Origin of the sequence: Streptomyces sp. NPDC097981 (genome assembly GCF_040302565.1) — a bacterium.
GTDB lineage: Bacteria > Actinomycetota > Actinomycetes > Streptomycetales > Streptomycetaceae > Streptomyces.
The window spans coordinates 45,856-71,522 of sequence record NZ_JBEORW010000019.1 but is presented as its reverse complement, the minus strand read 5'-3'; the positions used below and the strand labels follow the sequence as shown (position 1 = coordinate 71,522).

Sequence of the window (25,667 nt, the reverse complement as noted above, 5' to 3'; positions counted from 1 at the left end):
CATCACTTGCTACCGAGCGCCTTCTGCAGGTTCTTCAGGTTGGACCGCATGACCTCGAAGTAGTCAGCGCCCTGGGACTTGTCCGAGATGCCTTCGAGCGGGTCGAGGACGTCGGTCTTCAGACCCGTGTCGGCGGCGAGCGTTCTGGCCGTCTTGTCGCTGGCCAGGGCCTCGAAGAACACGGTCGAGACATTCTCCTTCTGCGCGAGGGCCTGGAGCTCCTTCATCCGGGCCGGGCTCGGCTCGGACTCGGGGTCGACACCGGAGATGCCCTCCTGGTCGAGGCCGTAGCGCTCGGCGAGGTAGCCGAAGGCGGAGTGCGTGGTGATGAAGGTCCTGGACGCAGTGTTCCCCAGGCCGCCCTTGAACTCCGCGTCCAGCGCGTCCAGCTTGCCGACCAGCTCGCCGGTGTTCTTCCGGTAGTCCGCCGCGTGGCCGGGGTCGGCCTTCTCCAGTGCTGCGCCGACGCCCTTGGCGACCTCGGCGTACTTCACCGGGTCGAGCCAGATGTGCGGGTCCTTGCCCGCCTCGCCGTGGCCGTGGTCGTGGCCCTCCTCGCCCTCGTGGCCGTGGTCGTGGCCGGAGGAGCCGTGGACCTCCAGCTCGGTGAGGGCGGCGGCGTCGACGACGTGCTTCACGCCGGACTGGGTGACGGCCTTGTCGACGGCGGGCTGGAGGCCCTTGAGGTAGAGGACCACGTCGGACTGTTCGAGCTGCCCCGTCTGCTTCGGGGTGATCTCCAGGTCGTGCGGTTCGACGCCCGTCTTGGTCAGGGTGGCGACCTTCACGTGATCCTTGCCGATCTGCTCGGCGAGGAACTGCATCGGGTAGAACGACGACATGACGCCGAGCCTGCCGTCCTTGCCGCCGCCGGCAGCGGAGGCTCCGGAGCAGGCGGTGAGGGCCGTGGCGGCGAGGGCGACGGCTCCGGCGAGGGCGGCGGCGGGTATGAGGCGTCGTGCGTTCATGACATCCATTTTCATCAAAGATGGAAACGGTTGTCAAAAACCCTGGTGGAGAGCCCCGGGGAGGGCCGCGAAGGGGGATCCGATTTGAAAGGGGGGGTGCGGGCGCCGGTAATCTTGAGTCTTCGCCGTTCGTCCTCGTAATGAAGAGAGCACCGTGGCCGCCGACAAGATCGAGACCATCGTCAGCCTCAGCAAGCGCCGTGGCTTCGTTTTCCCGTGCAGTGAGATCTACGGCGGCTCCAAGGCCGCCTGGGATTACGGTCCGCTCGGTGTCGAGCTCAAGGAGAACATCAAGCGCCAGTGGTGGAAGGCGATGGTCACCGGGCGTGAGGACATCGTCGGCATCGACTCCTCCGTGATCCTGGCCCCCGAGGTCTGGGTGGCCTCCGGCCACGTCGCGACCTTCTCCGACCCGCTCACCGAGTGCACCTCCTGCCACAAGCGCCACCGCGCCGACCACCTGGAGGAGGCGTACGAGGCCAAGCACGGCCGTCTGCCCGAGAACGGCCTTGCCGACATCAACTGCCCCAACTGTGGTGTGAAGGGCCAGTTCACCGAGCCCAAGCAGTTCTCCGGCATGCTGGAGACCCACCTCGGCCCGACCCAGGACACCGGCTCGAAGGCGTACCTGCGCCCCGAGACCGCCCAGGGCATCTTCACCAACTTCGCCCAGGTGCAGACCGCCTCGCGCAAGAAGCCCCCGTTCGGCATCGCGCAGATGGGCAAGTCCTTCCGCAACGAGATCACTCCGGGCAACTTCATCTTCCGCACGCGCGAGTTCGAGCAGATGGAGATGGAGTTCTTCGTCAAGCCGGGCGAGGACGAGCAGTGGCAGGAGTACTGGATGGCCGAGCGGTGGAACTGGTACCGCGACCTCGGCATCCGCGAGGAGAACATCCGCTGGTACGAGCACCCGAAGGAGAAGCTGTCCCACTACTCGAAGCGCACCGCCGACATCGAGTACCGCTTCAACTTCGGCGGCAACGAGTTCTCCGAGCTGGAAGGTGTGGCCAACCGCACCGACTTCGACCTCAAGGCGCACTCCGCCGCCTCGGGCCAGGACCTCACCTTCTTCGACCAGGAAGCCGGTGAGCGCTACACCCCGTACGTCATCGAGCCGGCGGCCGGCGTCAACCGCGCCATGCTCGCCTTCATGCTCGACGCGTTCAACGAGGACGAGGCCCCGAACGCCAAGGGCGTCATGGAGAAGCGCACCGTGATGCGCTTCGACCCGCGCCTGGCCCCGATCAAGGTCGCCGTCCTGCCGCTGTCCCGCAACCAGCAGCTGTCGCCGAAGGCCAAGGGCCTCGCCGCCGACCTGCGCAAGAACTGGAACATCGAGTTCGACGACGCGGGCGCCATCGGCCGCCGCTACCGCCGCCAGGACGAGATCGGCACGCCGTTCTGCGTCACCGTCGACTTCGACACCCTGGACGACAACGCGGTGACCGTGCGCGAGCGCGACACGATGAAGCAGGAGCGCGTCTCCCTGGACCAGATCCAGAGCTACCTCGGCAGCCGCCTGCTCGGCTGCTAGGACCCGGTCCGGCCGTACGAAGACCGGTGGCCCGGTGCGCGGATCGCGCACCGGGCCACCGGTCTTTTCGCGTGTGCCGCGGGCGGCCTGGTCAGGCCGCGGAGCCCGCGGCCTGACTTGCCGCGGCGGCCGTCGCGGCGGCCCGCTTCGCGCCCTCCGCCTTGGTGCGCTTGACGAAGCGGACCGTCCAGAGGGCCAGGCCGCCGAGCGTCCCGTAGATCATGAACGGGCTGAGGGTCACCATGGTGGAGGTGCTCAGCACGTACGACAGGACGATCCGGACCGCCGCCTCGATGAGGTAGACCACGCCCCAGACCAGGGTCATGCGGCGCTGGGCGTTGCGGAAACCCTCGAACTGCCACAGGCCGTTGTAGTAGGCCACGCCTGCCGGGGTGCCGTCCGTGCCGAACTTCCGGCCGAAGTAGAACATCAGCGGACGCGGCGCGAGCAGCGTGGCCAGGCACAGGAGCCCGAACAGCCCCGTGACGGCAGAGTCCTTGACCAGCAGGGCCCGGGTGGACTGGGCGCCGACGAGGGAGACCGCGGCAGTGATCACCAGGAACACCAGGGTGACGATCGCGAACTCGTCGAGCTTGCGCCGCCAGGCCACCATGATGGCGCTGTCGAGCACCGGCCAGGCGCCACTGACCAGCAGCGCCGAGGCCTCGCTCCAGCCGTGGTCGTCGACGAGCGTGTTGTAAGTGAGGATCGGCGCGACCACGCTGAGGGCGATGGTGAGGATCAAGCCGATCGCGGCGGCTCCGCCGGAGCGCGCGGGAGGTGAGGGCTGGACTGCTGCCGTGGACAAGGTTCCCCCTGGAACGTACCTGAGTAGTGCGGTAAGGGGACCGTAAGGAACTGTCACTGACATGTACAAGTCGGCCTGGCTCAAAATGATCACCAAGCCGTCCGGAGTGCCTAGTTCCGGATAACGGGTTGCGCTGCAAGGCCAGTTCAGGCGCGCAGGCCTCTGATGACGAGCGCGACGACCGCCTCGAACTCCGTGGTGATCGTGGGGGAGAGCCACTCCGCCGCGTACTGGGGATCATGGAACCGGCCCGTGGCGTCGAAGACGGCGCGCGCGGCGGCCGGTACGTCGGCCGCGGCCAGGGTGCCGGCGGCAACACCCTCGGCGATGATCCGGGCCAGCTGGTCGATCAGCTCCGTCAGGTGGACGTCGACCACCCCGCTGTTTTCGGCGAGCAGCACCGTGTACGTCGCGAACAGCTCCGGGTCGTCGCCCGCCTTGTGGCGCTTGGCCTCGAAGAGGGCCTCCAGCCAGGACTCCAGCTTGGTGGGGGCGGCCTCGTCCGGGGCGGAGGCGATCCCCTCCAGCATGACCACGCTCTTGGCGAGCCAGCGGTCCGTGACGGCCTCGCGCAGCGCCGCCTTCGACGGGAAGTGCCGGTACACGCTGCCGTGGCTGACGCCCAGGGCGCGGGCCACGTCCACCACGGTCGCCTTGGTCGGGCCGAAGCGGCGCAGCACCTCCTCGGTGGTCTCAAGGATGCGCTCGGGTGTCAGGGGCTCGGCGGCAGCGGGGGGCATGGGTACGACCGTACCGCCCGCTCAGTGCTCGCTGTCCAGGTGGGCCATCTGAGCTGCCGGGTACCGGTCGCCGGCCGCGGCTCCCGCCGGGACCGCCTCCTCGATCGCCGCAAGGTCCGCAGGGGTCAGCTCCACATCCATGGCACCCAGTGCCTCGGAGAGTCTGTCGCGGCGGCGGGCGCCCACCAGCGGCACGATGTCCTCGCCTCGCGAGAGCACCCAGGCGATGGCGGTCTGGGCCACGCTGACCCCCTTGTCCTCCGCCACCTTGCGCAGGGCGTCGACCAGGTCGAGGTTGTGCTGGAGGTTCTCGCCCTGGAAGCGGGGGCTCATGCCGCGGAAGTCGCCCGGTGCCAGCTCGCGGTCGCGGCTGAAGTGCCCGCTGATCAGGCCGCGGCTCAGCACCCCGTACGCAGTGACCCCGATGCCCAGCTCGCGGGCGGTCGGCAGGATCTCCTGCTCGATGCCGCGGGAGATGAGCGAGTACTCGATCTGGAGGTCCGCGATCGGGGCCACGGCCGCGGCCCGGCGCAGGGTGTCCGCGCCGACCTCGGAGAGGCCGATGTGCCGCACGTGCCCGGCTTCGACGGCCTCGGCGATCGCGCCGACGGTCTCCTCGATCGGGACGGCCGGGTCGACGCGCGCGATCCGGTAGATGTCGATGTGGTCCCGGCCCAGCCGCTGGAGCGAGTAGGCCAGGAAGTTCCTGACGGCATCGGGGCGGCCGTCGTAGCCGGCGAATCCGCCCTCGACCGTCCGCAGGGCGCCGAACTTCACGCTGGTCAGCGCCTGCTCGCGGGCCGCGGCAGGCGCGGTGCGCAGGGCTTCGCCGATGAGCAGTTCGTTGTGCCCCATGCCGTAGAAGTCGCCGGTGTCGAGCAGGGTGACCCCGGCATCGAGGGCGGCGTGGATGGTCGCGATCGACTCGGCGCGGTCGGCCTCCCCGTAGAGGGCGGACATGCCCATGCAGCCCAGCCCCAGGGGGAAGACGGAGGGACCGGTCGAGCCGAGGGTGCGGGTGTGGTGGGTGGTGGTCGTCCGGGAGTTCTCGTTCGGCGTCATGGAACAAGAATGGCATGACGGGTGACAGATTTCAATATCTGTCACTCGTCAGGATGGCTATGCCGCCACCCGCAGGACCAGCGCCGCAGCTGCGATCAGGGTCAGGACCGCCGCCGGTGCCAGCTCGAAATCCCTGACGCGCACGTGGCTGATGACCGCGCCGATGAAGTAGAGGGTCACGCCGACGGCTGCGGCGATGCCCAGCGGAGTCACCCACAGGCCTGCGACCAGACCGATCGCGCCCGCCGCCTTGAGGGTGGCCAGTCGCGGCAGCCAGCCGTCCGGGACCTGGACCTTCCGCATGCTCGCCACGATCGCCTCGTTGCGCTGGAGGGTGAACGTGGCGGACGCCGCCAGGACGAGTGCGAGCAGGCCGGCGACGACGGCGTAGGCGATGAACATGATGAGCTCCAATGGTTGGCGATGTCGGATCATTGAACAGCATCAACGATCGAATGCGCGCAACCATTCCCCGATTGTTACGATGTCCGATATGACGGCAGCTCAGGAATCCCCGCACCCATCGCAGCGGCTGGGCCTGCTGCTGGCCTGGCACGGCTCGATCACCGAGACGCGCATGAGGAAGGCGCTCAGCGCGGCCGGGCTCACCCCGCGGCACGCGATGACCCTGATGCACCTGGAGGGTGGCCCCATCGGCCAGCGGACACTCGCCGAGCGGCTGGAGGTGGACCCGAGCGTGCTGGTCGGGATCCTCAACGACCTGGAGGGCGAGGGCCTGGCCGTGCGCCGCCGGGACCCGGCCGACCGCCGTCGCCACAACGTGGGCATCACCGAGGCCGGATCGGCCGCCCTCGCCAAGACGAACGCGGCGCTCGACGAGGTCGAACTCGCCATGTTCGCCGGGCTCTCCCGGCAGGACCGGGAGGCGCTGCGCGGCCTGCTGGCCCGGATCGACTCGAACCCCGACGACTTCAGCTGCGGCGAATAGCCCAGGCGCCCCCCGGCCGTACCGCCGCCCCCGGCCGTACCGCCCCGGCCGCGTTCCCCTGCGGCCTCCGGCTCGTCAGCCCCGCGGCGGGGCTCCGGCCCGCGACGGCCCCGCGGCCGCCTGCTCCAGCGTGCGGGCGGTCCGCGCCGCCGTCTCCCGGGCCCACCGGCCACTGGTCACGGCGCCCACGAGGAGCGCGAGCAGGCCGCAGGCCGTGATGATCCACCAGGCCGGCCGGGTCGCCTCGGCGAAGTCGGCGCCGCCCGCCGTGCCCGCCGCCAGGACCGTGCCGATCACGGCCACGCCCAGCGTGCCGCCGGTCTGCCTGCTGGTGGAGGCGACCGCGGCCGCCACCCCCGCCTGGGCCCGGGGCATCCCGGAGACCGCCGTGTTGGTTATGGGTGCGTTCACCATGCCGAAGCCCAGCCCGAACAGCACGTAGCCGGTGAACAGCAGCGGTGTCGAGGCCTCGGCCGAGAAGACGGCGAACAGCAGCCCGCTCGACGCCATCGCCGAACCCGCGATCAGCAGCGACGGCCGGGGCCCCCGACTGCCCACCAGCCGCCCCGACAGCGGCGCGCAGAGGAAGGTCAGCAGGGCCATCGGCAGCATGTAGAGCCCGGCCTCCAGCGCGCTCAGCCCCCGTACGTCCTGCAGGTACAGCGTGTTCAGGAACAGGAACCCGGACAGCGCGGCGAAGGAGCCGACCGCGATCACCGTCGCGCCGCTGAAGGGAGCGCTCCGGAAGAACCGCAGGTCGATCAGCGGCTCCGCCTGCCGCGGTTCGTGCAACAGCAGCCCCGCCAGCGAGGCCACCGCCAGGGCCGCGCAGCCGAGGATGACCGGAGAGGTCCAGCCCGCGGTCGGCGCCTCGATGATCCCGTACGTCACGGAGCCCAGCAGGGTCATGACCAGCAGCTGTCCCACCGGGTCCGGGCGGCGCGGGTGCCCGGCCCGCGACTCCGGGACGAACCGCAGGGTCAGCGCCAGGGCCAGCAGCCCGACCGGCAGGTTGATCCAGAAGATGGAGCGCCAGCCGACCGAGTCCACCAGCAGTCCGCCGATCAGCGGGCCCACGGCCATGGAGATGCCGACCACCGCGCCCCAGACGCCGATGGCGCGGGCCCGCTCGCGCGGATCCGTGAAGGTGTTGGTGATGATCGACATGGCGACCGGGTTGAGCATCGAGCCGCCCACGGCCTGGAGCATCCGGAACGCGATCAGCCACTCCAGGGTCGGCGCCAGGGAGCAGAGCAACGAGCCCGCCGTGAAGAGCACCAGGCCCGCGGCGAAGACCCGGCGGCGGCCGATCCGGTCCGCCGTGGAGCCCGCCAGCATCAGCAGAGAGGCCATGACCAGCGTGTACGCGTCGATCGTCCACTGCATGCCGGAGACCGAGGCGTCCAGTTCACGGCGCATCGAGGGCAGGGCGACGTTGAGGACGGTCACGTCGAGGCTGACGATGAGCAGGCTCATGCAGCAGATCGCCAGGACCAGCGTTCTGCGTCGGCGGCTCATCTCGGACATGGTTACGATAGTACGCCTAACTAAAGAAATATGTGACGCGTTTCGCCTGGGCGACAATGGGGGAATGACCACGCTCCCCCCGCCGCTCGCGATCGGCCCGCACACCGTGCAGCCCCCTGTGGTGCTCGCCCCCATGGCAGGCATCACCAATGCCCCGTTCCGTACCCTCTGCCGCGAGTTCAGCGGCGGCAAGGGGCTGTTCGTGAGCGAGATGATCACGACCCGCGCCCTGGTCGAGCGCAACGAGAAGACCATGCAGCTGATCCACTTCGACGAGACCGAGAAGCCCCGCTCGATCCAGCTGTACGGAGTCGACCCGGCGACGGTCGGCAAGGCGGTCCGCATGATCGTCGAAGAGGACCGCGCCGACCACATCGACCTGAACTTCGGCTGCCCGGTCCCCAAGGTGACCCGCAAGGGCGGCGGCTCCGCGCTCCCGTACAAGCGGAACCTGCTGCGGGCGATCCTGCGCGAGGCCGTCGCGGGCGCCGGCGACCTGCCGGTCACCATGAAGATGCGCAAGGGCATCGACGACGACCACATCACCTACCTGGACGCCGGCCGGATCGCCGTCGAGGAGGGCGTCACCGCCATCGCACTGCACGGGCGCACCACCGCCCAGCACTACGGCGGCACCGCCGACTGGGACGCCATCGCGCGGCTCAAGGAGCACGTGCCGGAGATCCCCGTGCTCGGCAACGGCGACATCTGGTGCGCCGAGGACGCGCTGCGCATGGTGCGCGAGACGGGGTGCGACGGCGTGGTCGTGGGGCGGGGCTGCCTGGGCCGCCCGTGGCTGTTCAACGACCTGGTCGCGGCCTTCGAGGGGCGCCCCGAGGACTTCCACAAGCCCACGCTGCGCGAGGTCGCGGGCACCATGCACCGGCACGCCGAGCTGCTGGGGGAGTGGATCGGCGACGAGGCGCGCGGGGTGATCGACTTCCGTAAGCACGTGGCCTGGTACCTCAAGGGCTTCGCAGTGGGTTCCGAGATGCGGAAGAAGCTGGCGGTCACCTCGTCGCTGGCCGAGTTGGATGCTCATCTGAGCGAGCTCGACCTGGATCAGCCGTGGCCGGAGAGCGCGGACGGGCCGCGGGGCCGGACGTCCGGAAACAACCGGGTTGTCCTCCCGGATGGCTGGTTGAAGGATCCGTACGACTGCGCCGGCGTGAGCGAGGAAGCCGAACTGGACACGTCCGGAGGCTGAGAAACAGCTGACAAACTATGCCGCCGGCGGCGTGACATACGCCACGCATGGGTGGGGTTGCGCTCACATGAGCGCGCAAATCACGGGTAAGACTTCCAAAGGGTGGCACTGGGTGCCACCCTTTGTTTGTTCAAGACTTGAACGCAAATGTATCGATGATCGCTCATTCGAGCGGAAACAAGCCTCAGGAGCCCCTTCCCCCTTCGGGATGTGAACGCTCTTGGTGTGTTCTGGCTACTCATCGGTTACTTTCGATCTGCTGGCGCACGGGTGGTTACAGCCGTATGACGACCAAGTGGACGTACCCAGAAGCCTTCGATCTGGGTATGTTCCTGGCCGTCAGGGCAGCCACCGAGTCCTCGAGGAGTCGAGACCCGTGTCGGAAAACAAAGATCAGAAGTTCGTCTACGACTTCACCGAGGGAAACCGCGACCTCAAGGACCTTCTCGGCGGCAAGGGGGCCAACCTCGCCGAGATGACCAACCTGGGTCTGCCGGTCCCTCCCGGCTTCACCATCACCACCGAGGCCTGCAAGGTCTACCTCGCCAGCGGTGAGGCCCCGGCCGCACTGCGCGACGAGGTCAGCGCCCACCTTGCAGCCCTTGAGGCAAAGATGGGCAAGAAGCTCGGCCAGTCGGACGACCCGCTGCTGGTCTCCGTGCGCTCCGGTGCCAAGTTCTCCATGCCCGGCATGATGGACACGGTCCTCAACATCGGCCTCTCCGACGAGTCCGTCACCGGCCTTGCCTCCCAGGCCGGTAACGAGCGCTTCGCGTGGGACTCGTACCGCCGCCTCATCCAGATGTTCGGCAAGACCGTCCTCGGCGTCGACGGCGAGCTCTTCGAGGAAGCCCTCGACGAGGCCAAGGCCGCCAAGAAGGTCACCGTCGACACCGACCTCGACGCCGGCGACCTGAAGAAGCTGGTCACCCGCTTCAAGAAGATCGTCGCCAAGCAGGCCGGCCGCGACTTCCCGCAGGACGCCCGCGAGCAGCTGGACCTCGCCGTCGAGGCGGTCTTCAACTCCTGGAACACCGACCGCGCCAAGCTCTACCGCCGCCAGGAGCGCATCCCGAGCGACCTCGGCACCGCGGTCAACATCTGCTCCATGGTCTTCGGCAACCTCGGCCCGGACTCCGGAACCGGCGTCGCCTTCACCCGCGACCCGGCCAGCGGCCACGCCGGCGTGTACGGCGACTACCTGCAGAACGCCCAGGGCGAGGACGTCGTCGCGGGCATCCGCAACACCGTGCCGCTCGCGGACCTCGAGACGATCGACAAGACGTCGTACGACCAGCTCATGACGATCATGACGACGCTGGAGACCCACTACAAGGATCTCTGCGACATCGAGTTCACGATCGAGCGCGGCCAGCTGTGGATGCTGCAGACCCGTGTCGGCAAGCGCACCGCCGGTGCCGCCTTCCGGATCGCCACCCAGCTCGTCGACCAGGGCCTGATCGACGAGGCCGAGGCCCTCCAGCGCGTCAACGGCGCCCAGCTGGCGCAGCTGATGTTCCCCCGCTTCGACGAGGGCGCCACGACCACGCTGCTCGGCCGCGGCATCGCCGCCTCCCCGGGTGCGGCGGTCGGCAAGGCCGTCTTCGACTCGTACACGGCCGTCAAGTGGTCCCGCTCCGGCGAGAAGGTCATCCTGATCCGCCGCGAGACCAACCCGGACGACCTGGACGGCATGATCGCCGCCGAGGGCATCCTGACCTCGCGCGGCGGCAAGACCTCGCACGCGGCCGTCGTGGCCCGCGGCATGGGCAAGACCTGCGTCTGCGGCGCGGAGGACCTTGAGGTCGACACCAAGCGCCGCCGGATGACGGTCGGCGGCCAGGTGATCGAGGAGGGTGACGTCGTCTCCATCGACGGCTCCACCGGCAAGGTCTACCTGGGCGAGGTACCCGTCGTACCGTCCCCGGTCGTCGAGTACTTCGAGGGCCGCATGCACGCCGGCGCCGACGACGCCGACGAGCTGGTCGCCGCCGTCCACCGGATCATGGCCTACGCGGACCGCGTCCGCCGGCTGCGGGTGCGCGCCAACGCCGACAACGCCGAGGACGCGCTGCGCGCCCGCCGCTTCGGCGCCCAGGGCATCGGCCTGTGCCGCACCGAGCACATGTTCCTCGGTGAGCGCCGCGAGCTGGTCGAGCACCTGATCCTCGCGGACACGGACAAGGAGCGCGAGGATGCACTGAGTGCCCTCCTGCCGCTCCAGAAGAAGGACTTCGTCGAGCTGTTCGAGGCGATGGACGGCCTGCCCGTCACCGTCCGCCTCCTCGACCCGCCGCTGCACGAGTTCCTGCCCGACATCACCGAGCTGTCGGTGCGCGTCGCCCTCGCCGAGTCCCGCAAGGACGCGAACGAGAACGACCTGCGCCTGCTCCAGGCCGTGCACAAGCTGCACGAACAGAACCCGATGCTGGGTCTGCGCGGTGTCCGTCTCGGCCTGGTCATCCCCGGTCTGTTCGCCATGCAGGTCCGGGCGATCGCCGAGGCCGCGGCCGAGCGCAAGAACGCCAAGGGCGACCCGCGCGCCGAGATCATGGTCCCGCTCGTGGGCACCGTCCAGGAGCTGGAGATCGTCCGCGAGGAGGCCGACGCGGTCATCGCCGAGGTCGAGGCCGCCACCGGCACCAGCCTCAAGCTGACCATCGGCACGATGATCGAGCTGCCCCGTGCCGCCCTCACGGCCGGGCAGATCGCCGAGGCCGCGCAGTTCTTCTCCTTCGGCACGAACGACCTGACCCAGACGGTGTGGGGCTTCTCCCGCGACGACGTCGAGGCCAGCTTCTTCACCGCGTACCTGGAGAAGGGCATCTTCGGGGTCTCGCCGTTCGAGACCATCGACAAGGACGGCGTCGGCGCGCTGGTCCGCAGCGCGGTCCAGGCCGGCCGGGCCACCCGCCCCGACCTCAAGCTCGGCGTCTGCGGCGAGCACGGCGGCGACCCCGAGTCCGTCCACTTCTTCCACGAGGTGGGCCTCGACTACGTCTCCTGCTCGCCCTTCCGGATCCCGGTGGCGCGCCTGGAGGCCGGCCGTGCCGCCGCCGAGGCGAAGGGCAGCGACAGCCGCTGACCCCTTCACGGCCCTGACAGGGCCCGCTGACTGCGCGTCCGCCCCCGGGTTCCCTGACCCCCGAGGGCGGACGCGCCCATTTTTTGTTGTTCAACAAATCTTTACGCCAGCAGGCGGTGGACGGATCCCCACCCGTCCACCGCCTGCTGTCAATCTGCCAGGCACGTCGGCGCTTCCCGGTGCGACCGACCGCCAGGCCCCGCAAAGCCCCCCACGGCCTTCACGGAGCGTTTCGGTCGCACTGGAGTGTGCCTGGCGGAGTACAGGATTTCGGTTGTCACGCCCCTGCCGAAAGGGGTTTCAACTGTGGCCGAAAGGGCGTGGTGACGTCGTGTGACGGCATGCATACTCATGAGGCGGGGGGATTGCGGTTGCACAGGTGGGGGTTCGGTGCTGCGTATCCATTTCACTGGAGTGGACCTGGCACGCGTACGGATGGCAGGGCGTCCCGATGCGTTGTGGGAAACGATTCTGAGTTTTCACCGCTTAAGAGACCGGCGGGATGCCCGTCTCTTCGGTGAATGGCGTACGGAAACCCGGAGCAGGTTGAATAGTGAAACACGTTTGCTCGGTGCGCTCATACCGAGTCGTGGTTATTTTCCCGATTTCCTGACCCCTGTGGAGGGGCAGTACGGGTGGGACGTGGGCCTGGACGCGTTGCGCGGGATCCGCCCCGAGCGGATGCGGAGCGAGCTCGCACTGCTGGGCGCGGGCACCGGCGTCGGGGCGGCGTTCGGCATGCCCTCGGCCGTGAGCGGGGGCGCCGACACGCTCGTACCGCGGCGGCTGCGGGACTTCATGGAAGGCGGCACCAAGCACATCCCGAGGCTGCTGGGCGAGCTGCGCGGCTACCACCGGGCGGCCGTGGAGCCGTACTGGACGCACATCCAGGCCCAGATCGAGGCCGAGCGGGCCGCGCGCGGCCGGGCCCTGCTGGACGGGGGCGCGGACGAGCTGCTGGCCTCCCTGCCGCCCATGCTGCGCTGGCGGGCTCCCGTCCTGGAGTGCGACTACCCCGTGGACCGCGACGTACGGCTGCGGGGGCGCGGGCTGCTGCTCCAGCCGTCGTTCTTCTGCCGGAAGACCGCCGTGACCCTGCACGATCCGGAGCTGCCCCCGGTGCTGGTCTACCCGGCGGCTGCGCAGCTGGCGTCGGCGCCCACCGGAGCCGAATCGATTCGGCCCTTGGAGGAGCAACGCCAGCGGACGCTGGGCAAGCTCGTCGGGCACACCCGCTCGGTGGTGCTGCGGGCCATCGGCGACGGCGCCACCACCAGCGAACTGGCCCGCCGGGCCGGGGTCTCGCTGGCCTCCGCGAGCCAGCACGCCTGCGTCATGCGCGAGGCGGGCCTGGTCACCACGCTGCGCCGGGGCAACGCCGTCCTGCACACGGTGACCCCGCTGGGGGCCGCGCTCCTGAAGGGCGGCGCGGTGGCCTCGTAGCCGCTGCGGCGGCCCCGGACCGGCAAACCCGGTCCGGGGCCGGAGCCGCCTTTCCCGCGATGTGACGAACCGCGGGACTTTCAGCCCTGGGCAATCCGTGCTGTTGCAAGGATGGTGGGGAAATGAACCAGTTCGCCGCGGACAACGACATCTCCGGCCGCGCCGACCTTGCCGTCGTGCTGCGCCGCTTCTACACGGCCGCATTCGCCGACCCGCGGATCGGGCCGTTCTTCACCGAGATCGCCGGCACGGACCTGGAGGCCCACCTGCCGCGGATCACCGACTTCTGGGAGCGGGCCCTGTTCCGCACGGCCGCCTACGGGCGGGACGCCTTCGCCCCGCACGCCGCCCTGCACGCGGCGCGGGCGATGACCGCCGAGGACTTCGGGCGCTGGGTGCAGCTGTGGCACGCCGCCGTCGACGGCCTGCACCGGGGGCCGACCGCGGAGCGGGCGAAGGCGACGGGCGAGCGGATCGCGCGCGCCCTGCACGGGCGGCTGGCCGGGCCCGACCCCGCGCTGCTCCACGGGGAGGACACCCGGGGCTTCGTCCCGCTGGCCGCCCTGAAGCTCCGCTCCACGGCCTGACCTGCGGCGACGGTCCTCGCCCGGCTGCCCTGCGGGGATCTTCCGAAAAAAGTTTCCGCGGGGGCGATGAGTTTTCCCGGCGCCCCCGGTCCATCTCTCGAAAGCACACCACGAGAGAAGAGGAACCGAGATGCCCACCATGATCTTCGTCAACCTGCCCGTCAAGGACATCGAGGCCGCCAAGGCGTTCTGGGGCAAGCTCGGGTACTCCTTCAACCCGCAGTTCAGCGACGACCGCACCGGCTGCCTCGTCATCAGCGACACGATCTTCGCGATGCTGATGACCGAGGACCGCTTCAAGGACTTCGCGACCAAGGAGGTGGCGGACGCCACCAAGAGCACCGAGGTCATGCTCGCCCTGAGCGCGGAGAGCCGGGAGAAGGTCGACGAGGTGGTCGGCGCCGCCCTCGCGGCCGGCGGCACCGAGCCCCGCCCGGCCCAGGACCTCGGCTTCATGTACGGCCGCGCCTTCGAGGACCTGGAGGGCCACGTCTGGGAGTACGTCTGGATGGACCCGGCGGCCGTCCAGGGCTGATGCCCCGCCACACGGGCGCGTGCCCCGCTAGACGGGCGCGCCCGAGGTCACGGCGGTCCGCACCGGGTAGGTCCGGACCGCCGCCTTCTCGTCGTCCAGGCAGCGCCCCGAGGCGAGGTCGAAGCGCTGCTTCAGCAGCGGCGAGGCCACGAAGGGCTGCCCGTCCACGCATCCCACCAGTCCCCGCGAGAGCACGGCCGCCCCGGTGAAGGGGTCCTGGTTGTCGATGGCGTACGTCCAGCCGGAGCGGCCGAGGAACACCGCGGCCTGGCTCCCGTCCGGCAGCAGGACCGCGACCCCGCGTCCCGGCGTCATGTCGGACAGCTCGCACACCGTCAGCCAGCCTTCGTCCACCTGCAGTTCCACGGTCATCGGGTGCCTCCCACGGCTTCGAGCGGCTGAATGGTCAGGATGGCCAGGTCGGGCTTGACCTGGTCGCGTTCGGGGACGAAGCGCACGGTCGGGTCGGGGGCTCCGGGCGCGTTGACGAAGGAGACGAACCGGCGCAGCCGCTCCGGATCCTGCAGCGTCTCGGCCCATTCGTCGCGGTAGTTCGTGACGTGGTCGGCCATCAGCGACTCCAGTTCGGCGCACAGGCCGAGCGAGTCGTGCACCACCACGTCCCTCAGGTGGTCGAGGCCGCCCTCCAGCCGGTCCAGCCAGGTGGAGGTGCGCTCCAGCCGGTCCGCCGTGCGGATGTAGAACATCAGGAACCGGTCGATGAGCCGGACCAGTTCGGCGTCGGACAGGTCCTGGGCCAGCAGGTCTGCGTGGCGCGGGGTGGCCCCGCCGTTCCCGCCGACGTAGAGGTTCCAGCCGTTCGCCGTCGCGATCACCCCGAAGTCCTTGCTCTGCGCCTCGGCGCACTCGCGCGCGCAGCCGGACACCGCCGACTTGAGCTTGTGCGGGGCGCGCAGGCCCCGGTAGCGCAGCTCCAGGTCGATGGCCATCCGCACGCTGTCCTGGACCCCGTAGCGGCACCAGGTCTGGCCCACGCAGGACTTCACCGTGCGCAGCGCCTTCCCGTACGCGTGGCCGGACTCGAACCCGGCGTCGACGAGGCGGGCCCAGATCCGCGGCAGCTGGTCGACGCTGGCACCGAAGAGGTCGATGCGCTGACCGCCGGTGATCTTCGTGTAGAGCCCGAAGTCGCGGGCCACCTCGCCGATCACGATGAGCTTGTCGGGGGTGATCTCGCCGCCGGGGATGCGCGGCACGACCGAGTACGAGCCGTTGCGCTGGAGGTTCGCGAGGAAGTGGTCGTTGGTGTCCTGCAGGGCGGCCTGCTCCCCGTCGAGGACGTAGCCGCTCGCGCCGAGCGTGGGGGCGAGCGAGGCGATGATCGAGCCGACGGCCGGCTTGCAGACCTCGCAGCCGTCCCCGCCGCGGGCGCCTTCGCGGCCGTGGCCGTCGAGGAGCTGCTCGTACGAGGTCAGCCGGCGGGTCCGGACGATCTCGTACAGCTCGGCGCGGGTGAAGGGGAAACAGCCGCACAGCCCCTTGTCGGCGGCCGCGGGCAGCAGCTGGCCGATCACCTTGAGGCAGCTGCCGCAGCCGGTGCCGGCCTTGGTGCACTGCTTGACCTCGGGGAGGGTCGAGCAGGCGGTGATGGCCTTCTTGGTGACGTTGTGGCAGGAGCAGATCACCGCGGAGTCGGGGAGCGCCGACGGGCCCAGCGCGACGGGTGCGCCGAGGCCGGCGGGCAGGACCAGCTGGTCGGGGCTGACGGGCGGGACGCTGCCGGTGAGCGGGCGCAGCAGGCCGTACGAGTCGGCGTCGCCGACCAGGACCCCGCCGAGCAGGACCCCCTCGGGGGAGACGACCAGCTTCTTGTAGACGCCGGAGCGGGAGTCGGAGTAGACGACGTCGAGGCTGCCGGGGGCCGCGCCGTGGGCGTCGCCGAAGGAGGCCACGTCCACGCCGAGCAGCTTGAGCTTGGTGGAGAGGTCGGCTCCGATGAACTCCTTGTCGCGGCCCAGGAGGTCTTCGGCGGCGGTCTCGGCCATCTCGTAGCCCGGCGCGACCAGTCCGTACACGCGGCCGTCGGTGGCCAGCGCGCACTCGCCGATGGCGTAGACGTGCGGGTCGGAGGTGCGGCAGCGGGCGTCGACGCTGATGCCGCCGCGCTCGCCGACGGTCAGGCCCGAGTCGCGGGCGAGCTGGTCGCGAGGGCGTACCCCGGCGGAGAAGACGACGAGATCGGTGTCGACGGTGGAGCCGTCGGAGAGCCGCATCCCGCTGACGCGGCCGTCCTCCCCGGTGACGACCTCCTGGGTGCCGACGCCGGTGTGGACCGTCAGACCCATCGACTCGATGGTGCGCAGCAGGGCCGCGCCGCCGCCCTCGTCGACCTGTACGGGCATCAGGCGCGGGGCGAACTCCACGATGCGGGTGGCGAGGCCGAGGCCCTGGAGGGCGCCGGCGGCTTCGAGCCCGAGGAGGCCGCCGCCGACGACGGCGCCGCTGGTCCGGGTCTTCGCGTACTTCTCGATCGCGAGCAGGTCCTCGATGGTGCGGTAGACGAAGCAGCCCGGGGCGTCCTTGCCGGGCACGGGCGGCACGAAGGGGTAGCTGCCGGTCGCCAGGACGAGCACGTCGTACGGGAACACCCGCCCGGAGCGGGAGGTGACGGTGCGGGCCTCGCGGTCGACGGACTCGGCCGGGTCGCCGAGGTGCAGCTCGATCCCGTGCTGCACCATGAAGCCGGCGGGGGTGAGGGAGAGGTCCTCGGGGGTGCTTCCGGAGAAGTACGAGGTGAGGTGCACGCGGTCGTAGGCGGGCCGGGGCTCCTCGCAGAGCACGGTGATCCGGTGCGTGGCGGTGGCCCCGCGCTCGGCGAGTGCCTCGAGGTAGCGCTGGCCGACCATGCCGTGGCCGATGAGCACGATGGCGGGGGTGGGCGTGGATGCGGCCATGATCAGGAGCCTCCGTCGTCGGTGAGCAGGTGGAACAGGTCGGTCAGGGTCTCGGCGTCCTCCCAGCTGCGGGCGAGGGCGCCCACGCTGGAGAGTTCGCCCAGCAGGACCCCGCCGACGAGGCGGTCGCCGCGGACGACGACCTTCCGGTAGGTCCGGCGGGTGGCGTCGGCGAGGCGGACCACGTCGTCGCCGGGCAGCGGGGTGGTCTCGCCGAACGCGGCGAGGTCGAGCGGGCCGGCCCCGCCGGGGGTGGTGAGGGTGAGGCGGGTGAGGGCGCGGGTCCCGTTGTATTCGGGAGCGCCGCCGCCGGCGGTCGTGGCGGTGCCGGTCAGCTGGGCGGCGAGGGCGTCGGCCTGCTCCAGCGCGGGGCCCGCGAGGCCGTACACCCGGCCGTCGTGCTCGGCGCAGTCGCCGACGGCGTGGATGCGGGGGGCGCTGGTCCGGAGCCGGTCGTCCACGACGATCCCGGTGCGCACGTCGAGCCCGGCGGCGAGCGCGAGCCCGGTACGGGGCCGCACGCCGCAGGCGAGCACGACGACATCGGCATCGAGCCGGTACCCGTCGGCGAGCTCGACCCCGCTGACCCGCCGCCCCGGGGACGGCGTCGTCGTCAGGCCGCGGACCCGGCATTCCGTGTGGATCTCGATGCCGAGGGCGGTCAGGTGGGCGTGCAGCAGCGCCGAGGCGTCCGCGTCCAGCTGGCGTTCCATCAGCCGTTCGCCCTGCTGGGCCAGGACCACCTGGGCGCCGCGTTCGGCCAGGGCGCGGGCCGCGGACACGCCGAGGAGACCGCCGCCGATCACCACCGCGCGCACGCCCGCCCCTGCGCCCACCGCGGCCGACAGGGCCAGGCAGTCGTCCATGGTGCGGAACGCGTGGACCCCGTCGGGCAGTTCCCGCCCCTCCGGTTCGAACAGTCCGCGCAGGGGCGGGAGGACCGCGTTGGAGCCGGTGGCCAGGACGAGCGTGTCGTACGGCTCCGTGCTGCCGTCGTCGCAGTGGACCGTCCTGTCGGCGCGGTCGATGCGGACCGCCCGGACACCCCGGCGCAGGGCCGGCCCGGGGGCCGGGAGGGCGGTCACTTCCGGGGCGTACCGGCCCGCCAGGACATCCGCGAGCAGGACCCGGTTGTACGGGACGTGCGACTCCTCGCCGAGGACCGTCACTTGAGTACCTGTATGCGTACCCGTACCCGTACCCGTACCCGTACCCGCGCCCGCGCCTGCTCCCGCTTCCGCGCCCGTGACGAGCCGCGCAGCGAGCCGCAGGCCCGCCAGGCCGCCGCCGATCACCACCACACGCTGCTGCTGCTCCGAGGTCATGGCACGAGCCTGCGCGTCCGCTGTTTCCCCTCGGCATCGCCGCTGTTACCCGGACGGAACGCGCACCTCAGCACTCGGGTTAAGGGTCGGTGAGGCGTCCCTCAAGGCCGGCTTAAGGATCGGTTCGGGCAGCTCAGCGGCCCTCGGACCGCCCTTAGCGTGATCCGTATGCGAGATGCGGCGGTGCGGGTCAGGGGCGGGATGCCCGGCGGGGCGGGGGCGGTGGCGCTGCTGTGGGCGGCCCAGGTGCGCCCCTCCGCCCGGCTCGATGCGCTGTTCGCGACCGCCGCCCACCTGACCGGCCTGCTCGCCGGGTACGGGGTGCTGGTGCTGCTCTTCCTGATGGCCCGGGTGCCCGCCGTCGAGCACGGGGTCGGCGCCGACCGGCTCGCCCGCTGGCATGCCGCGGGCGGCCGGCACGTGCTGCTGCTCTGCTTCGGGCACGCGCTCTTCGCGCTGTGCGGATACGCCGTCCACGAGGGAGTCGACGTGGTCTCCGCGGTCCGGGAGCTGTTCGGCTACCCCGCGGTGGCCGCCGCCTTTGCCGCGACGGCCCTGTTCGCCGCCGTCGGGGCGACCTCCGTCCGGGCCGTACGCCGCCGGGTCGGCCACGAAACCTGGCGCGGGGTCCACCTCCTCGTCTATCTCGCCGCCTCCCTGGCCTTCGGCCACCAGCTGGCCGGGCCCGATCTCGCTCTGGCCGGCTGGTTCTGGGCACTCGCCCACACCACCGTCGCCGTCCTGCTGGTCTGGTACCGGGCCGTGGTCCCGGTACGGCAGGCCCTGCGGCATGCGCTGCGGGTGGCCGAGGTGCGGGTCGAGGGGCCCGGGGTGGTCTCCGTCGTCGTGTACGGGGAGCACTTGGCGGAACTGCGCGCGGAGCCGGGCCAGTTCCTGCGCTGGCGGTTTCTGCAACGCCGCCTGTGGCACACCGCCCTGCCGTTCTCGCTGTCCGCGCCGGTCCGCGGCCACGCCCTGCGGATCACCGTGAAGGCGCTCGGCGGCCACTCCCGCCGGATCCGCCGGCTGCGCCCCGGGACCAGGGTGATCGCCACCGGGCCGTTCGGGGCGCTGACCGCCGCCCGGCGGACCCGGCCCAAGGTGCTGCTGATCGCGGGCGGGGTCGGGATCACCCCGATGCGGGCGCTGTTCGAGACGCTGCCCGGCGGGCCCGGGGACCTCACCCTGCTCTACCGGGCCGGGGCCGAGGAGCACCTGGTGCTGCGGTCCGAGCTGGAGGCCATCGCCGCCGAGCGGCAGGCCGGGCTGCACTACCTGCTCGGGTCCTCCGACGCCGCGTACCAGCCGCTGGCCCCGCAGGCGCTGCTCGCGCTGGTGCCGGACCTGACCGAGCACGACGTGTACCTGTGCGGGCCGCCGGGGATGGCCGAGGCGACGCAGAGCGCGCTGCTGCGGGCCGGGGTGCCGGCCGGACGCATCCATTCCGAGTGCTTCAGCTTCTGACCCCGACCTGTTTCCGAGAGGCCGCCGCGCCATGCGTCATCCGCTGCACGTTCCCCTGTCCGTACCGGTCGGGGCCGCCACACCCGCCGCACCCGCCGCCCCGGCCGACCCGGTCCCGGCCCGGCACCGCAAGCCCCGCCGAGCCCCGGCACTGCGGGCGGGGGTGGCCGCGCTGGCCGCCGTACCGCCCGCGCGGCGGCTCGCGGCCGGGCTCGGGCTGGCCAGTGTGCTGGCCGCGACCGCGCTCACGGCGACGGTGAACCCGGCGGCTCCGGTGGCCCCGGACCGGGTGCCGGCCCGGCAAAGCTCAACCTTTGCGCAAGTTTCCGGGGATTGATGGGTCCTGCACCCATCGGCTCCATAGGGTCGTGACCGTGCCTGACATATCAACGACCATGATCATTGTGCTGTGCCTGGCCGCCGCCGCGGCCGGCTGGATCGACGCGGTGGTGGGCGGCGGCGGGCTGCTGCTCCTGCCCGCCCTGCTCCTCGGCCTGCCGAACGCCCACCCCGCCGCCGTGCTCGGCACCAACAAAGCCGTGGCCATCGTCGGCACCACGGGCGCGGCGGTGACGTACGTACGCAGGGCGCCGGTGGACGTGAAGCTCGCGGTCCGGATCGGCCTGGCCGCGCTCGTCGGATCCATGGGCGGCGCCGCGCTGGCGGGCGGGATCAGCAAGGACGCCCTCCGCCCGCTGATCATGGGCGTGCTCGTGATCGTCGGGGCCGTCGTGATCTTCAAGCCCGGCTTCGGCACCGCCGCCTCGACCGCGCCCGTCAGCCGGCAGCGCGTGCTGCTCGCCATCGGGCTCGCCGGCCTCGGCATCGGCTTCTACGACGGGCTCATCGGGCCCGGAACCGGCACCTTCCTGGTGCTCGCCCTCACGGCGCTGCTCCACCTCGACCTGGTCACCGCCTCCGCCACTGCCAAGATCGTCAACTGCTGCACGAACGCCGGGGCGCTCGCGATGTTCGCGTACCAGGGCATGGTGCTGTGGCAGCTGGCCGCTCTGATGGCGGCGTTCAACCTGGCCGGGGGCATGCTCGGGGCCCGCATGGCGCTGAAGAAGGGCAGCGGGTTCGTGCGCGGCGTGCTGCTGACGGTGGTCGGCGCACTGGTGATCAAGCTCGGTCTGGAGCAGTGGGGCTGACCGGTCCCGCCGGGCGGGTGGCGGTGAGGTGGGCGAAGACGACCACGTTGCCCTGGTAGCCGGTACGGGGCGAGAAGCGCCCGCCGCAGGTGATCACCCGGAGCTCGGCGCGCGGCGAGGGCCCGTACACGCGGGAGTCGGGGAAGTGGTCGGCGTCGTGGACCTCGACCGCGTGGACGGTGAACACGGCCGTACGTCCGTCCGCGCGCGGCACCTCGATCACGGCCCCGCGGTGCAGCGCGCCCAGGTGGTAGAAGACCGCCGGGCCGGTGGCGTGGTCGACGTGGCCGACGACGACGGCGGTGCCGACGGCGCCGGGGGTGGTGCCGTCGCGGTACCAGCCCGCCAGGTCGCGGCGGGCGGGCGGCGGGACTTCGATGCCGCCGTCGGGCCCCAGGCCCAGCCCGGTCAGCGGGGCGTCCACCCGGATGGACGGGATCCGGATCCGGGTCGGCGGGGATCCGGGCAGCGGTTCGATGCTGCCGGGGTAGCGCGCCCGCCCGCTCAGCGCCTCGGCGGGGGAGGGCAGCGGCGGCCCGACGGACCGGCCGTCGGATCCGCTGGCGACGAGCCAGATGCCGACGCAGGCGGTCAGCGCCACGAGCCCGCCGCGGCCGGCCCGGCCTCTGCCCATGGGTGCCCCCTGGCGGTGTGCTCGACGTGCTCGACGTGCTCTCCGTGTTTCGTGTGGCTGGCCGTCGCCCGACCCGTGAACGGGGGGACCTCGCGGGTCGGGCGACGGGGGACGGTACCGGTCGGACCGCGGCCGCAGCCGCGGTGGGCGCCCGTCAGCTCCGCGTGCCGCTCGCCCGGCGACGCAGGAGCCAGGTACCGCCGACGGCGGCCGCGGCCAGCAAGACCGCTCCCGCCGTGATCTTGGTGGGGTCTACGGTGGCGGTCGTTCCGCCGCCCGCCCCGGTGCGGACGTGGCCCTGCGGGCCGCGTTCGGTGACGATCAGGGCGCCGGTGGCGAACTTGCCGTCGGCGCAGGTGGCCCCGATGTCGTACGTGCCGGGGCGGATGTTGCGGGCGATCCGGAACTGCCCGACGACCACTTCCTCATGGGTGCCCGGCACCAGCTTGAAGCGGCCGCCGCCGACCGTGGTGGCATCGCCGTCGGCGTGGCTGCCCGCGCCGCAGGCGGTGGTGTTCACGGTGATCCCGGTGCCGGGGGCGGCGGTTTTCGGCCACACCTCCAGCTGCGCGAAGTCGCCGGGCTCGAAGCCCGCCATGCCGAGGTCCGCGGCGGCGACCGCCCCGGCGACCGGGCCGGTGAACGCGGCGGCGGTCAGCGCGGTGGCAATGAGCACGTGGGCGGTGCGTCGGCGCATGGGGGCTCCTGGAGACACGGGTTCGTGCTCCCGAGGTAACCCGGCCTGTCCGCGGCCCGCCTGCTGATGTTCCGTCAGATCTGTCCGCCCGGTGGCCGTTGCCGCAGGTCACGGTCCCGGCTTCGGCCATCCGGGCTCCCGGCCCGTCCGGGTGAGGCCGGGGCGGACCGGGCCGGGCCGGGATCACGCGGGATCGCGCCGGGACCGGGTACGGCGGTGCGTACGGTGGAGGGGCGCAGGCAGAATCGGGACCTTGAGCCCCGGGCCGTGTGCCGTCCGCCGCAACCGAGAGAGGGCCCCGTGACATCAGCCGACCGGCCGCAGCCGCAGCCACAGCCACCACAGGATCCGGCGCCCGGGGCATCCGCCGTGCTCGCCGTGCTGACCACCGTCGACTCGGCGGAGGCGGCCGCCGCCCTCGCCCGCGGGGCCGTGGAGGCACGGCTGGCCGCCTGTGCGCAGATCTCCGGGCCGGTGACCTCCGTCTACCGCTGGAAGGACGCGCTGGAGACCTCCCCGGAATGGCAGGTGCTGTTCAAGACCACCACGGCCGCCTACCCGGCCCTGGAGGCCCGGCTGACCGCCGGGCACCCGTACGACACACCGGAGGTCATCGCCATGCCGGTGGTGCGGGGCAGCGCGGACTACCTGGCGTGGGTCGCGGCGGAGGTGACGGCCGGATGACCGCCGAGTTCCCCTTCTTCGTGTACGGGACCCTGCGCCCGGGGGAGGTCAACCACACCCTGTTCCTGCGGGGCCGCACGGCCGCCGAGGAGCCCGCCCGGCTCCCGGACGCCCTCCTGTACGACGGTCCCGGCTACCCGTACGCCGTACAGCACCCGGGATCGGAGATCGTCGGCGAGCTGGTCACCCCGGCGCCCGGCGCGTACGGGAGGCTGCTGGCCGAACTGGACCGGCTGGAGGAGTACCACGGCCCCCACCGGCCGCTGAACGTCTACGACCGGGTCCGCCGGGACGCGGTCCGCGCCGACGGCACCCGGACCCCCGCCTGGGTCTACCTGGCGGCCCCGCTCCTGGCCCGCCGGCTGCGCGAGTCCGGCACCGAGATACCGGGCGGCGACTGGCTCGGCCGACGCCGGCGCACGTAGTCGGCCGGCTACAGGCCCTCGGCGCCGCGGTTGCGCAGGCGCTGGCCGTACTGCTGGAGGACCCAGAGCTCCTCCTGGACCGCCGCCAGCTGCTCCGGCGGGGCCTGGTGGCCCAGGCGCGACATCGTGCCCTGGACCTCGTGGACCCGGCGGTCGACCGCGCGCAGCCGGACCTGGACCAGCTGGACCCCCGCGTAGACCTCGTCCACCGTCTTGGCGTGGATGGCCTCGACCGCGAGCTCGGTGACGAGCGCGCGGACCGTGTCGTTCGGCGCGGCGTCGCGGACCCGGGCCAGGTAGTCGTCGGTGCCCAGGGAGGCGCCGCCCGCGGCCTGGATGGCCTCGCGCACCGCCGCGTACGGCGGGGCCGTGAACTCGTCCGCCCCGTACGCGTCGAAGGCGGGGGAGACCAAGGCCGGCCGTTGGAGCGCCAGCTTGAGCAGCTCCCGCTCGGTACGGTGCGCCGGGCTGCGCAGGTTCAGCGCCGGACCACCCGCGGGCGCGGCCGGCGCCGGCGCAGCCTCGTACGCGGGCCGGCCGCGGCCCTGCTGCTGCCCGCCGGGCTGGTTGCCCCGCTCCCGGGCCCAGCGCGCCAGCTGCGCGACCCGCTTGACCACGAACTGCTCGTCCCGGATGCCCAGCATCCCCGCCAGCTGGACCGCCGACTCGTGCTGGATCGCGATGTTCTTGATGTTGGCGACGACCGGGGCCGCCTCGTCCAGCGCGGCCGCCCGGCCCGCCGGGTTCTCCAGGTTGTGCCGGGCCACGATGTGCCGCAGCGCGAACTCGAACAGCGGGGTCCGGGCCTCCACCAGTCCGGCCACCGCCGCGTCCCCCTGCGCCAGGCGCAGGTCGCACGGGTCCATGCCGCCGGGGGCGATGGTGATGGAGGTTTCTGCGGCGAACTTCTGGTCGTCCTCGAAGGCGCGCAGCGCCGCCTTCTGGCCGGCCGCGTCACCGTCGAAAGTGAAGATCACCTCGGCCGTCGCGTTGTCCATCAGCAGGCGGCGCAGGATCTTGATGTGGTCGCCGCCGAAGGCGGTGCCGCACGTCGCGATGGCGGTCGTGACCCCGGCCATGTGGCAGGCCATCACGTCCGTGTAGCCCTCGACCACCACGGCCCGCGAGGTCTTCGCGATCTCCTTCTTGGCCAGGTCGATGCCGTACAGCACCTGGGACTTCTTGTAGATCGCCGTCTCGGGCGTGTTCAGGTACTTCGGCCCGTTGTCGTCGTCGCGCAGCTTGCGCGCGCCGAAGCCGACCACCTCGCCGCTGATGTCGCGGATCGGCCACATCAGCCGGCCGCGGAAGCGGTCGATGGGCTTGCCGCTGCGGCTGTCCTGGGCCAGGCCGGAGGTGATCAGTTCCTTGTCGCTGAAGCCCTTGCCGCGCAGGAACCGGGTCAGGTGGTCCCAGCCGGCCGGGCTGTACCCGACGCCGAAGTGCTCGGCCGCGGCCTGGTCGAAGCCGCGCTCGGCCAGGAACCTGCGGCCGATCTCCGCCTCGGCTCCGCCCAGCTGCTCGACGTAGAACTGGGCGGCCGCCTTGTGCGCTTCGACGAGCCGGATGCGCTCGCCGCGGCCGCTGGTGCCGGCGGTGTAGCCGCCCTCCTCGTACCGGAGGGTGATGCCGGCCTGCCCGGCGAGGCGCTCGACGGCCTCCGAGAACGACAGGTGGTCGATCTTCATGATGAAGTCGAGGGTGTCCCCGCCCGCCTGGCAGCCGAAGCAGTGGTAGAGACCCTTGCTGGGGCTGACCTGGAAGGACGGGGACTTCTCGTCGTGGAAGGGGCACAGGCCCTTGAGGTTGCCGCCGCCCGCGTTGCGCAGCTGGAGGTAGTCGGAGACCACGGCGTCGATCGGGACCGCGTCCCGTACCGCCTTCACGTCGTCGTCGTTGATCCGTCCTGCCACCAGAGAAGTCT

General features: G+C 71.5%; 24 protein-coding genes. 12 read left to right on the top strand and 12 right to left on the bottom strand.

What is annotated here, in order from left to right; genetic code table 11:
* Positions 1–2 precede the first annotated feature (2 nt).
* The gene (locus ABTY04_RS19835) at positions 3–968 is read right to left on the bottom strand and encodes a metal ABC transporter substrate-binding protein (protein WP_352214645.1); all 966 of its coding nucleotides are present in this window, start codon (positions 966–968) and stop codon (positions 3–5) included.
* A gap of 154 nt (positions 969–1,122) precedes the next feature.
* Between ABTY04_RS19835 and ABTY04_RS19830 the strand changes: the two genes are divergently transcribed.
* Positions 1,123–2,505: a glycine--tRNA ligase gene (locus ABTY04_RS19830; RefSeq protein ID WP_352214644.1), complete on the top strand. Its 1,383-nt coding sequence runs from the start codon at positions 1,123–1,125 to the stop codon at positions 2,503–2,505.
* Between the two features lie 91 nt (positions 2,506–2,596).
* Here the strand turns inward: ABTY04_RS19830 and ABTY04_RS19825 are convergent, their stop codons facing one another.
* The 4 genes from ABTY04_RS19825 to ABTY04_RS19810 form a co-directional block, all read right to left on the bottom strand.
* Positions 2,597–3,313: a VC0807 family protein gene (locus ABTY04_RS19825; RefSeq protein WP_352214643.1), complete on the bottom strand. Its 717-nt coding sequence runs from the start codon at positions 3,311–3,313 to the stop codon at positions 2,597–2,599.
* Between the two features lie 146 nt (positions 3,314–3,459).
* On the bottom strand, positions 3,460–4,053 hold the full coding sequence (locus ABTY04_RS19820; RefSeq protein ID WP_352214642.1) for a TetR/AcrR family transcriptional regulator: 594 nt from the start codon (positions 4,051–4,053) through the stop codon (positions 3,460–3,462).
* Positions 4,054–4,074: 21 nt separating this feature from the next.
* Positions 4,075–5,115: an aldo/keto reductase gene (locus ABTY04_RS19815; RefSeq protein WP_352214641.1), complete on the bottom strand. Its 1,041-nt coding sequence runs from the start codon at positions 5,113–5,115 to the stop codon at positions 4,075–4,077.
* Positions 5,116–5,172: 57 nt separating this feature from the next.
* Positions 5,173–5,517, bottom strand: a complete 345-nt coding sequence (locus ABTY04_RS19810; RefSeq protein WP_352214640.1) for a DoxX family protein — start codon at positions 5,515–5,517, stop codon at positions 5,173–5,175.
* Between the two features lie 91 nt (positions 5,518–5,608).
* Between ABTY04_RS19810 and ABTY04_RS19805 the strand changes: the two genes are divergently transcribed.
* Positions 5,609–6,064, top strand: a complete 456-nt coding sequence (locus ABTY04_RS19805; RefSeq protein WP_352214639.1) for a MarR family winged helix-turn-helix transcriptional regulator — start codon at positions 5,609–5,611, stop codon at positions 6,062–6,064.
* A gap of 75 nt (positions 6,065–6,139) precedes the next feature.
* Here ABTY04_RS19805 and ABTY04_RS19800 read toward each other — a convergent pair whose 3' ends face one another.
* Positions 6,140–7,591 carry an MFS transporter gene (locus tag ABTY04_RS19800; protein ID WP_352214638.1) on the bottom strand — a complete coding sequence of 484 codons (1,452 nt, stop codon included), beginning with the start codon at positions 7,589–7,591 and terminating at the stop codon, positions 6,140–6,142.
* Between the two features lie 64 nt (positions 7,592–7,655).
* On the opposite strand from ABTY04_RS19800, the gene dusB reads away from it, so the two are divergent.
* The 5 genes from dusB to ABTY04_RS19775 all read left to right on the top strand — a co-directional run bounded on the left by dusB (position 7,656) and on the right by ABTY04_RS19775 (position 14,448).
* A complete protein-coding gene (gene dusB / locus ABTY04_RS19795; protein ID WP_352214637.1) occupies positions 7,656–8,798 on the top strand; it encodes a tRNA dihydrouridine synthase DusB in 1,143 nt (380 codons plus the stop codon).
* Positions 8,799–9,174: 376 nt separating this feature from the next.
* Positions 9,175–11,883 (top strand): pyruvate, phosphate dikinase, encoded by a 2,709-nt coding sequence (ppdK, locus tag ABTY04_RS19790; protein ID WP_352214636.1) that lies wholly within the window; start codon positions 9,175–9,177, stop codon positions 11,881–11,883.
* A 390-nt stretch (positions 11,884–12,273) separates the two neighbouring features.
* A complete protein-coding gene (locus ABTY04_RS19785; protein ID WP_352214635.1) occupies positions 12,274–13,326 on the top strand; it encodes an ArsR/SmtB family transcription factor in 1,053 nt (350 codons plus the stop codon).
* Between the two features lie 122 nt (positions 13,327–13,448).
* A complete protein-coding gene (locus ABTY04_RS19780; RefSeq protein ID WP_352214634.1) occupies positions 13,449–13,913 on the top strand; it encodes a group III truncated hemoglobin in 465 nt (154 codons plus the stop codon).
* Positions 13,914–14,043: 130 nt separating this feature from the next.
* Positions 14,044–14,448 carry a VOC family protein gene (locus ABTY04_RS19775; protein WP_352214633.1) on the top strand — a complete coding sequence of 135 codons (405 nt, stop codon included), beginning with the start codon at positions 14,044–14,046 and terminating at the stop codon, positions 14,446–14,448.
* Positions 14,449–14,475: 27 nt separating this feature from the next.
* On the opposite strand, the gene nirD is transcribed toward ABTY04_RS19775, so the two are convergent.
* The 3 genes from nirD to ABTY04_RS19760 are packed head-to-tail and all read right to left on the bottom strand — an operon-like array spanning position 14,476 to position 18,688.
* The gene (gene nirD, locus ABTY04_RS19770; protein ID WP_352214632.1) at positions 14,476–14,820 is read right to left on the bottom strand and encodes a nitrite reductase small subunit NirD; all 345 of its coding nucleotides are present in this window, start codon (positions 14,818–14,820) and stop codon (positions 14,476–14,478) included.
* Positions 14,817–17,363, bottom strand: a complete 2,547-nt coding sequence (gene nirB / locus ABTY04_RS19765) for a nitrite reductase large subunit NirB (RefSeq protein ID WP_352214631.1) — start codon at positions 17,361–17,363, stop codon at positions 14,817–14,819. The genes nirD and nirB overlap by 4 nt, the downstream gene beginning before the upstream one ends.
* 2 nt (positions 17,364–17,365) lie before the next feature.
* Positions 17,366–18,688, bottom strand: a complete 1,323-nt coding sequence (locus tag ABTY04_RS19760) for an NAD(P)/FAD-dependent oxidoreductase (protein ID WP_352214630.1) — start codon at positions 18,686–18,688, stop codon at positions 17,366–17,368.
* 168 nt (positions 18,689–18,856) lie between these two features.
* On the opposite strand from ABTY04_RS19760, the gene ABTY04_RS19755 reads away from it, so the two are divergent.
* Genes ABTY04_RS19755 through ABTY04_RS19745 form a run of 3 tightly spaced genes read left to right on the top strand, consistent with a single transcriptional unit; the run spans position 18,857 to position 21,303 of the window.
* The gene (locus tag ABTY04_RS19755) at positions 18,857–20,152 is read left to right on the top strand and encodes a ferredoxin reductase family protein (protein ID WP_352214629.1); all 1,296 of its coding nucleotides are present in this window, start codon (positions 18,857–18,859) and stop codon (positions 20,150–20,152) included.
* A 31-nt stretch (positions 20,153–20,183) separates the two neighbouring features.
* Positions 20,184–20,489, top strand: a complete 306-nt coding sequence (locus ABTY04_RS19750) for a hypothetical protein (protein ID WP_352214628.1) — start codon at positions 20,184–20,186, stop codon at positions 20,487–20,489.
* A gap of 37 nt (positions 20,490–20,526) precedes the next feature.
* Positions 20,527–21,303, top strand: coding sequence for a sulfite exporter TauE/SafE family protein (locus ABTY04_RS19745; RefSeq protein WP_352214627.1), 777 nt, complete (start codon positions 20,527–20,529; stop codon positions 21,301–21,303).
* Here the strand turns inward: ABTY04_RS19745 and ABTY04_RS19740 are convergent.
* Together ABTY04_RS19740 and ABTY04_RS19735 are read right to left on the bottom strand one after the other, a co-directional pair.
* Positions 21,275–21,937 carry a class F sortase gene (locus tag ABTY04_RS19740; protein WP_352214626.1) on the bottom strand — a complete coding sequence of 221 codons (663 nt, stop codon included), beginning with the start codon at positions 21,935–21,937 and terminating at the stop codon, positions 21,275–21,277. The two genes, ABTY04_RS19745 and ABTY04_RS19740, sit on opposite strands and share 29 nt — an antisense overlap.
* Positions 21,938–22,091: 154 nt before the next feature.
* Positions 22,092–22,634, bottom strand: coding sequence for a GVDTG sorting domain-containing protein (locus ABTY04_RS19735; protein ID WP_352214625.1), 543 nt, complete (start codon positions 22,632–22,634; stop codon positions 22,092–22,094).
* 369 nt (positions 22,635–23,003) lie between these two features.
* Between ABTY04_RS19735 and cutA the strand changes: the two genes are divergently transcribed.
* Both cutA and ABTY04_RS19725 read left to right on the top strand, forming a co-directional pair.
* Positions 23,004–23,318, top strand: coding sequence for a divalent-cation tolerance protein CutA (cutA, locus tag ABTY04_RS19730; RefSeq protein ID WP_352214706.1), 315 nt, complete (start codon positions 23,004–23,006; stop codon positions 23,316–23,318).
* Entirely contained in the window at positions 23,315–23,743 is a 429-nt protein-coding gene (locus ABTY04_RS19725) for a gamma-glutamylcyclotransferase family protein (protein WP_352214624.1), read from the top strand. Before cutA ends, ABTY04_RS19725 begins: the two co-directional genes overlap by 4 nt.
* 8 nt (positions 23,744–23,751) lie before the next feature.
* Here ABTY04_RS19725 and dnaG read toward each other — a convergent pair whose 3' ends face one another.
* Positions 23,752–25,656 carry a DNA primase gene (gene dnaG, locus ABTY04_RS19720; protein WP_352214623.1) on the bottom strand — a complete coding sequence of 635 codons (1,905 nt, stop codon included), beginning with the start codon at positions 25,654–25,656 and terminating at the stop codon, positions 23,752–23,754.
* Between the last annotated feature and the right edge of the window lie 11 nt (positions 25,657–25,667).

Bases quoted from the DNA above. Each gene is read 5' to 3' on its own strand.
- ABTY04_RS19835 (WP_352214645.1), bottom strand. From the start codon at position 968: ATGAACGCACGACGCCTCATACCCGCCGCCGCCCTCGCCGGAGCCGTC.
- ABTY04_RS19820 (WP_352214642.1), bottom strand. From the start codon at position 4,053: ATGCCCCCCGCTGCCGCCGAGCCCCTGACACCCGAGCGCATCCTTGAG.
- ABTY04_RS19815 (WP_352214641.1), bottom strand. From the start codon at position 5,115: ATGACGCCGAACGAGAACTCCCGGACGACCACCACCCACCACACCCGC.
- ABTY04_RS19810 (WP_352214640.1), bottom strand. From the start codon at position 5,517: ATGTTCATCGCCTACGCCGTCGTCGCCGGCCTGCTCGCACTCGTCCTG.
- ABTY04_RS19805 (WP_352214639.1), top strand. From the start codon at position 5,609: ATGACGGCAGCTCAGGAATCCCCGCACCCATCGCAGCGGCTGGGCCTG.
- ABTY04_RS19800 (WP_352214638.1), bottom strand. From the start codon at position 7,591: ATGTCCGAGATGAGCCGCCGACGCAGAACGCTGGTCCTGGCGATCTGC.
- dusB (WP_352214637.1), top strand. From the start codon at position 7,656: ATGACCACGCTCCCCCCGCCGCTCGCGATCGGCCCGCACACCGTGCAG.
- ABTY04_RS19780 (WP_352214634.1), top strand. From the start codon at position 13,449: ATGAACCAGTTCGCCGCGGACAACGACATCTCCGGCCGCGCCGACCTT.
- ABTY04_RS19775 (WP_352214633.1), top strand. From the start codon at position 14,044: ATGCCCACCATGATCTTCGTCAACCTGCCCGTCAAGGACATCGAGGCC.
- nirD (WP_352214632.1), bottom strand. From the start codon at position 14,820: ATGACCGTGGAACTGCAGGTGGACGAAGGCTGGCTGACGGTGTGCGAG.
- nirB (WP_352214631.1), bottom strand. From the start codon at position 17,363: ATGGCCGCATCCACGCCCACCCCCGCCATCGTGCTCATCGGCCACGGC.
- ABTY04_RS19760 (WP_352214630.1), bottom strand. From the start codon at position 18,688: ATGACCTCGGAGCAGCAGCAGCGTGTGGTGGTGATCGGCGGCGGCCTG.
- ABTY04_RS19755 (WP_352214629.1), top strand. From the start codon at position 18,857: ATGCGAGATGCGGCGGTGCGGGTCAGGGGCGGGATGCCCGGCGGGGCG.
- ABTY04_RS19750 (WP_352214628.1), top strand. From the start codon at position 20,184: ATGCGTCATCCGCTGCACGTTCCCCTGTCCGTACCGGTCGGGGCCGCC.
- ABTY04_RS19740 (WP_352214626.1), bottom strand. From the start codon at position 21,937: ATGGGCAGAGGCCGGGCCGGCCGCGGCGGGCTCGTGGCGCTGACCGCC.
- ABTY04_RS19735 (WP_352214625.1), bottom strand. From the start codon at position 22,634: ATGCGCCGACGCACCGCCCACGTGCTCATTGCCACCGCGCTGACCGCC.
- ABTY04_RS19725 (WP_352214624.1), top strand. From the start codon at position 23,315: ATGACCGCCGAGTTCCCCTTCTTCGTGTACGGGACCCTGCGCCCGGGG.